Here is a 12,148-nt window from a genome sequence, read left to right as displayed (position 1 = left end):
GCGAACAAGAAGTAGCGCGTAGCGGTTTTAATGCATGAATGTAGTAAAGAAGATTTATCAATACGCAGACACTAATCTTGAGTTACTCGGGTGGATGGGTTTCTTTGGCTTTCCCGCATACTTCTACATATGGTCTTACGTATACCCTCAACCCTATGAGAATGGCCCGCTGAGATTTTTTTTGCGCTCTACTCCTGCTTGGGTTAGCGCTCAGAAAGTATGTGCCGCCGCCAATTAAGCGTTTTCTACCCTACTATTACATTGCCACAATCACTATCTGCTTACCCTTCTTCTTCTCGTTTATGCTGTTCATGAACGAATGGTCAACGGTATGGGCAATGTCGTTCATGGCTTCAATCTTTCTTCACGTTTTATTAGTCCATGAGACTCGAGTAATGTTGCTGCAAGCGATGGTCTCCGTTGCTGCGGCATACTTGCTCAGTTATGGACTCGTGCATGCGCCGAGCGCAGTTGAGACTGAAGTCGTTATCATTTGGCCTTATATTCCGATATTTTTGTTTACCTATATCTTTGGTAACTTGTTCTATTTTCGCAATCAAGTTGAACATGAAGCAAAAGTCTCTATTGCTAAGTCATTTGGCGCAGGGATTGCGCATGAAATGCGTAATCCGTTAAGTGCACTTAAGGCGTCTGTTGATGTACTTGATGCGTCTTTGCCGTCAGTTAAAATGATGAAAGGGGATAAAGCCGAGATAGATAAGCTTGATATTATTCGTATGAAAGAAGTGCTTTCTGGAGCCGATGAGGTCATACGTAATGGTAATGAAGCCATAGACTTATTGCTTACCTCCATTGACCAGAGTCGCGTGTCGCACTCAACGTTTAGGGCTTTTTCCGTGGAGCAAATTGTAAGAGAATCACTCGCCAGTTTTTCTTATCCCAGCGATCATGCAAAAGAAGTGGTGTGTTTAAATGTCGAAGGTGGCTTTGACTACTTTGGTAGTGATACATTACTGAAATATGCATTGTATAATCTGCTCAAAAATTCACTTTATTATCAGAATGGAGAAGAGTTTAAAATCGCGATCACACTTAGAAGTGATCATGAATTCAACTATTTAATCTTTGAAGATAACGGAATCGGGATAGAAAAAGAAAAGTTAGAGTTTATCTTTCAAGATTTCTATACTTCTGGAAAATCCTCAAGCTATGGGCTTGGATTACCTTTTTGCAAACGTGTCATGCAAGCATTCGGCGGCAAGATAAAATGTGAGTCCGCACTCGGAGAATGGACACGTTTTACCCTTACATTTCCTCGATATGAGTCCCCAAAAGTGTCCACAATCAAACAAGATATTCTAAGAGATAAATCAATACTTTACGTTGGCGACGATGAGGCAGTAAAGCGCAAACTAAACGAATTTACCTTCTACACGGGTGCGCTATGTGACGAGGTGGATTTTGCGCAAGCTCAGCGTAAAGAAGAGTTTGAGTTTGAATACGATTTGATACTACTTGATCTAGAAGTCTGTAGTGAGCAAGAGTATTTAATGCTGGAGTCTAAGCTCCATTTTACCGAAGCTAAAATCGTGATGCTTTTTGTTCAGGATGGTGAATATCACAATAGATTTAGTCGATTCCTTACTTTCTATCCAAAAGACAAAAAACAGTTCCTACTTGATGTCGCACAGTCGGTCGATGCACTTATTTTTGGTAATGTTGAGCCTAACCGTAACCTCATTCCGAAAAAGACACCTAAAGTCGTTGGGAAACGCATTTTGATTGCCGATGACAATGAATCGTTGAGACAGTTAACGACGATCTTATTGAATAAACAGGGTTATCAAGTTTCTCAGGCAGGTGATGGTAATGAAGTGTTAAGTGTACTAAGTAATGAGCAAGTTGATTTGATTTTGATGGACCTCGAAATGCCAATGTTGGATGGGTTAGCAACGACGACTCTTATTCGAGAATCAGAAGAAGTCTACGCTAACGTGCCGATTCTTGGGCATACCGGTGATAGTCGAAAAGAAACCCTTTCTAAAATTGATCAAGCTGGGATGAATGGATACCTACTTAAACCTGTCGATCAAGTTAAGTTGCTTGATAAGGTTGCAGACTATATTTAATTCAATACGCTATTTTTTTAAATAGTAACGCCTCTTAATAAGAGGCGTTAGCTTAATTAGACGAAGTATAGTTCCTTATTACTCTTAGCTTGTTTTGCAACCGATAAAATCTTATCAATATCATGATTACTTAGGGCACTATTTAAAGATAAGCGCAAGATGTTTTTATTATCAGGTGTAGCAGGAGTACAGAAAACAGAGCCAAATACGCCATTATCTTCGAAAAAATCTCTAACTTTACGCGTGTTAGTTTTCTCTGCAGTTTCTAAGCTGATTATCTGAGATTCGCTACGAATATCGTAACCAATATCTTTTAGTCCCTCACGTACTTGCGCTGAACACTCCATTAAACGCTGACGTGATTGGTCGCTTTCCTTGATAACGTTTAGCGTAGCGTCAATTCTATCTAACTCAAATGACATCATTGCTGAACTAAAAATAGATGGAAATGAGACGTATGGTACCACTTGACCTGTTAAGTTGTTACACCAAACAGCACCAGCACGATAAGCAAAGGTCTTCGCCAGACTGGCAGTGATGAAATCCACTTTATTGGTGAGCTCAAGTTCTTGAACTAGTCCTGCTCCCTTAAGACCATATATGCCTAAAGAGTGGGACTCATCGACAACGATCGCGCAATCCATCTCTTTTGCTAAAGTCACCATTTCCTGCAGTGGCGCTATGGTTCCGATGGTACTGTATATAGAATCAATCAAAACCACACCTGGTCCATTGCGTTTAATTAAACGTTTGAGGTGATTGGTATTGTTGTGCATAAAAGGATGGATGTTGGCCCCTGCGATTCGTGCGCCTTCCCAAAGCGACATATGCGCAAAAAGTCTATATACACATTGGTTTCTGAATCACAGATAGTTTGTAGTAGACCAATATTGGCAATCCATCCCGACGGTGCAATGGTGCAGGTTTGAAATCCAGTGTAGTCAGCGAGATGATGCTCAACCGTTTTATCCAGTCCATCGCTGTGCAAGAACACACTAGACATAAATGCCGTGTCTTTGTTGGAGAGCAATGAATTAACTTGAGCATCGATGATTTTAGGGTGATGGGTAAGTGCAAGATAATCATTACTTTGCAAAATGATATCACCAAGATGGGGTTTCTTACCTACAACTAGGTTTCTTCCATTATCTTTTTTATTTATTAAGTCAGAAACATAATAGTCGATTCGTTTATTGATAAAATCGGGTAAATGGGATGGTGTAGTTAACATATTCATAATACATAGCCTTATGGTATTTTTCGTAAGCGCCAGCTGACCTAGCTATGTATAAATTCAGTTGAATAATAAATCTAATATAAAATGTGATTTTCTTGCATATGATAACAGATATAATTATAGTTAATTGTATATTAATTAGGAATAAATACCCTCAAGGGGCTCTATTCTGAATTAATATCCCATTGATTTCTTTTTTTCTCCCAGTTTAATTATTACGAATTTACTTTTATCTTCGGCGTGAAAAATTCAGGCCAGTACATTTTGATATAGCCAATCAGTACCCATGCTACCAGTGCGGTGGCGACACTCAGCTCAAAAAATCCAAATTTGTGAAGCCAGTGCCAGTGCGGATGATACTGCTCGAAAAAGCTCGTCAGACGGTGCATCGCGATCGCACTAATGACAGAAGGGAAGGTGACGGCCGCAATGGAAGGTTGGAATTTTAGTCGCATTAGACGGAAGTAACACAGGTAGATGGTTAACGTCATAGTGATAGCAATACCAGCCAAAGCGCCAGTGAGAATAGGATCTGGCTTTTGGAAGTTAACCAAATAGGTGGCCAATGACAGATTAATTGGTGCCGCCATTATGGCGAGTGTTGGCCTTGCTCTGCGTGGAAGCCGACCTTCAAACATCAGCCTATAGAGCACTAGCGGCAACATAAAGAAGTATATCGTAATACAGACGCTGACTAAGGTTTCTGAAAATACGTTATGACCGAATTTGGTACCTGCCAATGAGCTACTAATTAACCCTACCGGATACAGGAACCAACTAGGAACAATATTGGCCATCTTGAAGCGTGTTATTTGAAAGAAGAAAAACAACACCATCATGGTGATGTGAAGTAACAGCGCCGCAAACCACAAAGGGTAGGCGATCAAGGGCGAGATCACGGCGAGGTAATCACATAAGATCAACAATGCCATACTCATGGGGGCCATCAAGCTGCCGCTCAGTGGGTGACGAATATCGTTGATGAAAGTGGAGTAACTGCTGAAGTATTTTATTAGCACTGGAAGCAGCAGAATAGCACCGCCTGCAGCAAGATAAGGGCGGATAAAAACGCCAATGTCAGGAATATACAATGCCCATGCATGACCGAGTCCTATCATGCCCAGCGCTAATGCGGCTTGTGAGGGGGGCACACTGTGAAAGTGTGTAAAGCGTTTCCAGTTCAACGGCATAATCCTGACTAGCTTGAAAGAAATGATTGGCCCTAATGATTGAGCAAATCCGTGCTACAGATCATTCAGGGCACAAGATCATATCAAGCTGAGCGGTTACTGTGCAATTGTCATTTTGAGTCGCAGGGAAGGTCTTCTTGTCTTAACTTCTCATTTTTTAATGTTCGATGTAACAGTTGGCTATAAATCGGCTGCCCACCGAGTAACTGAGCAAAAATAACGGCCCCCAAGCAGGTAATGATCAGTGGCAGTATTAGGTAGTAGTTGTTGGTCATTTCGATCACTAACAATATGCCAGTGATCGGCGCACGCACGGTGGCCGCGAACAAAGCACCCATACCTGCGATCGCAAACATGCCGGGTGAAATCATCAATTCAGGCATTAAACCATGGGCGATTAAGCCAAATGCATAACCAAATAGCGTACCCAAAGCTAACATCGGCGCAAAGATACCGCCGGGTGCCCCAGAGCCAAAACAAATCAGTGTGGTGAGGATCCTTGCAGCGAATAAAACCAGTAGCACCGTCGCACCGTAGCCACCGTTAGTGATGGTCGGAATTAAGCTAATACCGCCTCCGGTTATTTCTGGCAGATAAAGCAGCATTAAACCAAAACAACCACCTATACCGCTTCCTGTGATCAGGTAACGTCGACGATCATTCTTATGCAGTTTGACAAACAAGTCTTGAGAGAGAGTCACGAGGCGATTAAACACCACACCAAAAACACCAAACATGGCACCTAAAAGCAAGAAGAGCCACAAAGCTGCCAGTTCTGGCGGGTGGTATTGCGGCATAGTGATCACCGCATCTTGACCATTAATGTAACGAAAGACAATGTTGGCAGCGATGGCAGAAATGATCACCGCACGAATCGAAATGAGTGAATAGCGAAATTGGGGGCGCATCTCTTCTACGACAAACATGATGCCAGCCAGCGGGGCATTGAACGCGGCGGCTAAACCTCCTGCTGCGCCAGAGGCAAGTAACGTGTGTTTGGTATCGTCATTTTTGACCTGAAAAAGATCCGTCACCATGCGGCCAATGGCGCCACCCATTTGAACCGTTGGACCTTCGCGGCCAAGTACCATGCCTGAGCCCAGTGCGCCCATACCACCAAAAAATTTCACAGGGATAACACGCCACCAACGAACGGGGCGTATACCATCCATTGCTCCTTCAATTTCTGGAATGCCTGATCCGGCAGCTTCGGGGGGCAAAACGATGAACGAGATAGTAGCCAACAAATGCCAATGCAGCACTGATCAAAAATGCCGCGAGCCACAGCGGCAACGCGCTACCAATAGCTTGTTTGAGCCAGTCAGTCCGGGTTTCAGAGACAAAATGAACGGCAATCTCGAACAAGGTACCCACTATGCCGGCAAGAATACCGACAAGTAAAGAAAGGACGAGAACAGAAACAGGTGTTTTATCTTTAGAGAGAAACTGATTAATTGCATCCTTTGGCATACTCGCTAAAAGGGATTGCTTAATTTTCTCTCTCTTGGTCATAAAAAAGGTAACCTCATTCGATTGGTTGCATTGTAAATATTGATGTCTCTCATGAGAATTATACGCTTGTGTAAGTTTAACTATAGCGTCAAGAATGAAATGTTGATTTTCAAATATGAAGGATGTGAGAGTTCAAAAATAGTCAGGAATTGGTAAGAGATCACGTTTATCTCCTTGCACTTTTAGCGTTTTGAACCATAGTTAAAACGTAAGGCAATCTGAACCAACCCGCATGGAGGATTAAAAGCCTTACCTACAATTTGGATGGATTCAACACATCATTTTGAGATCCTCGTTTTATGATCAGGGCGCAAAAACACACGGTCCTGATTCGCAAACTCACGATTGAGTAACGAGGGATAGGGCGCACTGAAGGGTGCGCCTTTTGTCGTTTAGAGAAGGCTAATCAAGTGAGGCAATTTTCTTGAGTACTGTTTCCAACTGATCCCATGGAAGCAGTTGGCTATCGATCACTTCCAGACGGCTTTCGAAACCCTCCAATGACATCTCATTAACAGAGACAACACCGTGGCTGACATTGAAGGCATAGCAGCCTCTATCTGTGTTCATTACGCCTTTGACACGTTCGGCAGTTAAGTCTGATAACACAGAGAATAGGTCATCAAAACTGAACGTGACTTCTGCACCAAATAACCAGCCACAACTGAAGTAGCCTTGGCCTTTGTTTTCTTTGCGGACCATTACCTGATCCGGTGCTAGAGCAAATTGTGGTTCTGCCTCAGCGTGTTCATGATGGTGCTGTGCAATATCCGTCGACACTGTTGTTTCCCTTCTCTGGTTGTCGAGAAGTTCTATAGGGAAACGCCCTTGCTTGACAAGTTGGCTATAAATCTTGGGTGGGTTTTGATCGGAAACCCAGTCGTTAAACGCATCGATATCACCGACATGACACGCGTCTACCTTATTACCAATCACAATATCTGCGATGTTGAGCTGGTCGTTAAAGTTTTGATTCTCAACATACTTAGGGTTGGATAGGTTGCGAGGATCGACTAATCCTATAGTGGCTCTTAAGTCAATGTAATCTCGAAACTGAGCCGAGGTTAAGGTTGCGAGAATCTTGTGGGCGTGGCCTAAGCCGGTTGGTTCAACTATCAGACGATCGGGCTGCGTACGTAGCAACGCGGTAAGGGCAACGGAAGTCGGGACTCCAGCAGCACAACACATGCAACCACCGGGTACTTCTTTGATCATCGCGCCTTGCTCCGTGAGCATGGCGCCATCAATACCAATTTCACCAAATTCATTGACCAGAACTGCCCAATGCTGGTCAGCGGGTTTTTCTTTCAGCAGGTTAAGTATTGTCGTGGTTTTTCCGGTCCCCAGAAAACCAGTAATGATATTGGTTGGGATTTTCATCGTGCGAAACTCGTTGATAACATTGCTGTGACTATATCAAAGGTGAGTGTGGAAGCGAGAATAAAAACGGCGGTAGATACCGCCGTTGTCGTGATTAACGTTTGTTTTTTAAGTAACGCTTACGGCGCTCTTCTTTTTCTTGGCTTTCTCTTCAGCCTTACGAGTCGCTTCAATCTCTACTTCGACCAACTCTTTGGTGATCATTTCTGGCAACTCAAGTGTTATTTGACCTAAGGTGCCACTGCGCAATTCATGAAGTAAAATTTCCGAACACTTGTGCAAATCGACTCGTCCGCCAGAGCGTAACGCGCCACGTCGACGACCAATCTCTTCCATGAGCTCGATGTCACTTTCCGGCATTTCTTCGATCTGATAGCGCTCTTTCAAGCGCTCCGGGTACGCTTTTGCTAAGTACTCAACCGTATAGAAAGCCACTTCATCATATTCCATCGCAGTGTCTTTCACTGCTCCAGTTGCCGCCAAACGGAACCCACTGTGTGGATTTTCCACTTTAGGCCATAAAATGCCTGGTGTATCCGATAAAACAATACCGTTTTGTAGATTGATGCGTTGCTGACGACGTGTCACGGCGGGTTGGTTGCCCGTTACCGCAATGGTGCGACCTGCAAGAGCATTGATGATGGTTGATTTACCCACATTCGGGATACCCATGATCATGGTGCGAATGTTTTTGCCAATTTCCTCACGGTGAGGAGCCAGTTTACGCACTAGCTCCATAATGCGGTTTACTTCTTGTTGTTGAGAAGTGGTAATCGCAATCGCTTTTACGTTGTGCTCTTTCTCAAAATGGTCAATCCATAGTTGGGTTAACTCTGGATCGGCGAGATCGCGTTTATTGAGAACTTTAACCACGGGTTTATCACCCTTTAACTCGGCGATCATAGGGTTTTCGCTGCTAAAAGGGATACGAGCGTCAAGCACCTCAATAATGACATCAATTTGAGGGATGGCTTCAGCTATCTCTTTTTGGGCCTTATGCATGTGACCCGGAAACCATTGAATTGTATTGTTAACCATTTGAAAATATTGCCTTCTAACTTAATGGTTTAATCTGCCGTGCAACTTTAAACATAACAAAGCGTTCGTTTATCACAAGTTTGTGATGCCGATTAAGGTAGGGCAGATTGACTTGGTCACAATATTAACACCGACTTGAGTAATCTCATAACGAAGGGCGGGAGAAAAGCGACTAATCACATCAATTGTTTAGCTTGTAGTCAACCAGTAACTTTGTTTAAGACTTGAACGTTAATCTTTGCATGAGTTTGATTGGGTTACTTGGTGATGGCGCAGCCTGTATTCAGGTCGAATCATGAGTGTGGACTTAGGATTGAAAACTGAGCACAAAGAAATAGCCACCGCGCTGTAAAAGACGCGATGGCTATTTGATAAAAATTGATCCACTTATTTAGGTGGTGAGATGAGTAGCAGGAGTGCTAGTTTGCTGGTCGCCAAACGCCCCATTTGTCCTTACTGTATGTGGTTTCAGGATCATCACCGCCTTGAATCCACCATTGTGCTTTCCACGCCTTACCGGCATAGGACACCACTTCACCGCCGATGTAAGTCGCTGATGAGCTCCAAGCATCTGGGCTCGGTTCTGGAGTTGGTGGAGGCGTGACGCCCCCGTCATCTACCATCACCTCAAAGGTAAAGGTTTCAGTACGATCGCTGTTGTTTGCATTCGCCGAGAAGATTAACGTTTCATTCTGAGTGATAGATTGAGTATCGATAATGATCGAAGAAGAGCCGTTATTCTGAATCTGTACCGGTGTGCCCTGAGTTTGAGTCAGTGTGGCATTTTCTTCGGTGACAATGACGACTTTATCACCTGCATTGACGACATTATCACTTTGCGATAGTTCATAGAGTTGCCCTGCTAGCGGGTCTACATTGCCATTGTCGTCGCGGGAAACGGTCATTAACCCTGAAGCTCGACTGTCTTTGGAGTTAAAGAAATTGCGTGACGGATCATTCTGGAAATACATATAGTGCTGCATTTCTTCATGCCAATCACCGATAAAAACTGCGCCATCTTTGAATTCGGCGTGCCAACCATTAATCTCAGACGCTAGGAGACGATCCCAATCCCCAACGTTATTTGAGTTCACTTTAATATCAAAGCTACGTGCAACCACGCCATCTTTGTTAATGATGTCGTATTTTACAACATCGCCAATTTGAGGCGCTTCCATTCCACTCGGGATAAAGGATGAGCCACGATGCAAATCAGGTTGTGGTGCTGGCTCAGGCGGCGGAGTGTTACCATTCTTGATCGTAATATCAGAACAGTTGTAGAAACCTTCACCTGCGGCATCATCTCGTTGCCAACGTACAAAAGAGGATAGCGTCACCCGATCGCTCTGATGGGATAGTCACATTGATTCGATATTTTCCGTTCTCTACTGGCACATTGCCCGTTTCTTGAATCAAATCTAAATCGCCCCAAGCCAGCCCTTTCGACAGGTCAGCATTGGGTTTGGTTAAGTAAAATTCCCAGAATGAAGGGTTGTGCGGTGCCGTGGCATTAAACACATATTCGAATGTACCCGTATTCATTTCTGTGCGGGTCCAGGCGGTATGCGGGGCTCCCATGCCACGTTTCTGAGGATCGTTTGCGTAGCATAAAGTGCCATCTGGAATCGCGGCTTTTACTGCACTCGGGTTGTTAAAGTCAGTAATGTTTTTGGCGTACTCGTTGCGCTGTACGAATGGGTAAGACCCCGAAATGTTTTTGGCATTTGCACAAGCGGCATTGGGTGGACTACCAGACCAGATACCGCCTTGTTCGTAACAGATATTTTGTCGAGCACTAGGATATTCAGACCAACCATGTGCATAGACATGAGTCGGCAGGGCAGATAGCAAGGCGCTACCTACTGCCAGTTTTAAGATGTGTTTATTCGCTGTCATTTTCTTACTCTATTTCGTTTTATACAAGTAACTGTTTTATATAATTAACACTATCAATCAATTCTTTACCTATTGATTGAAGTCTATTTTTATTGTTGTTATTTCTATTAGAAACAGATTAAAGATAATCTAAGATTTGGCTTATTAAAGGTTTTGTATTCAGAATATGAATTAAGATCGCAATTGTTTAACTTTTTACAATTTGTTTTTATTTTTGCGTTATTTAATCTAGGCTATTGAAATTTAAGAGCTTTAATTGCTGTGTTTGACTGTAGAGATTTTGTTTTTTAATTAAACTGCGAACTCTACCCAATAAATAGATTTATTGAATGATTTCTTTCTTTATATTTAAACTTATGACCTTTATTTGACATTTAAATGTGTTTGTTCTGGTGGTAAATTGACCATGACTTATTTTGGTGAATGTTTTTTTCTTTTAGTATTCTTTGTGTGAATTTGTTATGTGTGTAGAATTAGCCCACATGAGTGTGCCTAACTTGAGGACAGTATGAAGTTTTATTTACCAGAAGAGTATCAGGATTTGTGTCGTGCGCAATTTCAATCTTATAAGAGAAAAGTGAGTTTGTTGCTCCCCAATGCGGTTGTAGAGCATATCGGCTCTTCGGCAATCCCAGGAGCGATTTCAAAAGGTGATCTGGACATTTATGTTGGGGTTGAGCAATCACAATTTGAACAGTCAGTTCAAACATTGACCACGTTAGGGTTTTCAGAAAAACAAAATACCTTGCGCACCTCCGAGCTGTGCATGCTTGAGTCGAAGACAGATAACGTCGCATTTCAAGTTGTTGCGAATGGCTCACAACATGAATGCTTCCTTCGATTTCGTGATTATCTCGTCTCGAATCCTGAGTTAGTGAGGCATTACAACAAACTGAAACAGTCTTGCGAGGGATACTCACATGAGGATTATCGAACGCTGAAATCTGACTTCATTGAGCAAGTCTTGGATGGGTCTTTGAAGGGATAATCCGTTACCTTAAGCGTCGGCGATTTAGAGCACCAAATAGGAATGACTAATGAATGTACCTTCAAGAACCCTATGGCTTTGGGCCGAAAGACGGCTTTCATTGCGCTAGCTGTCGATTTGGTCGATTGGCGACTAAATCTCTAACGGCTTGCTCTAATTGCGGTAGGAGGTGCTTGTTGGAAATATGAATGTAGTGATATAGGGGTTCGCGAATAATCGCTTTGCTGACGGGCTTAATGTTTGGATATTTCTCTTTGAGAATCTCGTAAACCACGTTAGGCGCTAGCCATAAATCAGCACGTCCTTTGTTGACCATTAATGCTGCCTGTTCATGTTTTTCGACCAAATAAAGCTGTTGGTAGTTTTTGATTTCCTCGGTAAACTTCATGCCTAATTGTGAGACGAGTACTTTGTCCGAAACTTGGCTAAGCTCGCTGTAAAATTGCCCTTCAAAGCCATACATGAAGATACTGATGTAGTAGAGAGGAACGTCAACCTTGATCATATTCTTGTCTTGAGCAAGCCTCGATATCCTCAAGTCCAAACCTTGATATCGACCTTGGCTGACTGCGCGAATCGCCCTCGCATTCGGTAAGTAAACAAAATCTATCTCGACACCAGACTTTTGGTATATGAATTCGAGATCTTCAACCAAAGTCAAGCCGGCAAGCTTGTTGAGTTCTGGATTTTGATACACTTCACCTATCGCAATGATCGTCGTGTCGGCAACGGCTGACCGCATAAAACAAATCAACAATGCTAGCCAGTATAGACTGCAATATCGGATGGACATATTTTTGTGACCCTTGGCAGAACA

4 protein-coding genes and 5 pseudogenes are annotated in these 12,148 nt (G+C 43.1%); 2 read left to right on the top strand and 7 right to left on the bottom strand.

Features of this window, described 5'->3' with window-relative positions; genetic code table 11:
- The first annotated feature begins 34 nt into the window (after nt 1-34).
- A pseudogene (locus KW548_24645) lies at nt 35-2,090 on the top strand (hybrid sensor histidine kinase/response regulator).
- Between the two features lie 56 nt (nt 2,091-2,146).
- Here the strand turns inward: KW548_24645 and cqsA are convergent.
- From cqsA to KW548_24615, 6 genes and pseudogenes are all read right to left on the bottom strand, one after another.
- Nucleotides 2,147-3,327 (bottom strand): annotated as a pseudogene (cqsA, locus tag KW548_24640) (quorum-sensing autoinducer CAI-1 synthase).
- 215 nt (nt 3,328-3,542) lie between these two features.
- The gene (locus KW548_24635) at nt 3,543-4,511 is read right to left on the bottom strand and encodes a TDT family transporter (GenBank protein QXX08754.1); all 969 of its coding nucleotides are present in this window, start codon (nt 4,509-4,511) and stop codon (nt 3,543-3,545) included.
- A 116-nt stretch (nt 4,512-4,627) separates the two neighbouring features.
- A pseudogene (gene clcA, locus KW548_24630) lies at nt 4,628-6,029 on the bottom strand (H(+)/Cl(-) exchange transporter ClcA).
- Between the two features lie 402 nt (nt 6,030-6,431).
- Nucleotides 6,432-7,409, bottom strand: a complete 978-nt coding sequence (locus KW548_24625; protein QXX08753.1) for a GTP-binding protein — start codon at nt 7,407-7,409, stop codon at nt 6,432-6,434.
- A gap of 94 nt (nt 7,410-7,503) precedes the next feature.
- Nucleotides 7,504-8,447: pseudogene (gene ylqF, locus KW548_24620) on the bottom strand (ribosome biogenesis GTPase YlqF).
- Between the two features lie 419 nt (nt 8,448-8,866).
- Nucleotides 8,867-10,343, bottom strand: a pseudogene (locus KW548_24615) (lytic polysaccharide monooxygenase).
- A 508-nt stretch (nt 10,344-10,851) separates the two neighbouring features.
- Between KW548_24615 and KW548_24610 the strand changes: the two are divergent.
- Nucleotides 10,852-11,331, top strand: a complete 480-nt coding sequence (locus KW548_24610; protein QXX08752.1) for a GrpB family protein — start codon at nt 10,852-10,854, stop codon at nt 11,329-11,331.
- Nucleotides 11,332-11,428: 97 nt separating this feature from the next.
- On the opposite strand, the gene KW548_24605 is transcribed toward KW548_24610, so the two are convergent.
- Nucleotides 11,429-12,124 carry a transporter substrate-binding domain-containing protein gene (locus KW548_24605; protein QXX08751.1) on the bottom strand — a complete coding sequence of 232 codons (696 nt, stop codon included), beginning with the start codon at nt 12,122-12,124 and terminating at the stop codon, nt 11,429-11,431.
- Nucleotides 12,125-12,148: the final 24 nt, after the last annotated feature.

It is taken from the genome of Vibrio neptunius, from assembly GCA_019339365.1.
GTDB classification, from domain to species: domain Bacteria; phylum Pseudomonadota; class Gammaproteobacteria; order Enterobacterales; family Vibrionaceae; genus Vibrio; species Vibrio neptunius.
This window is presented reverse-complemented; position numbering and strand designations above follow the sequence as displayed.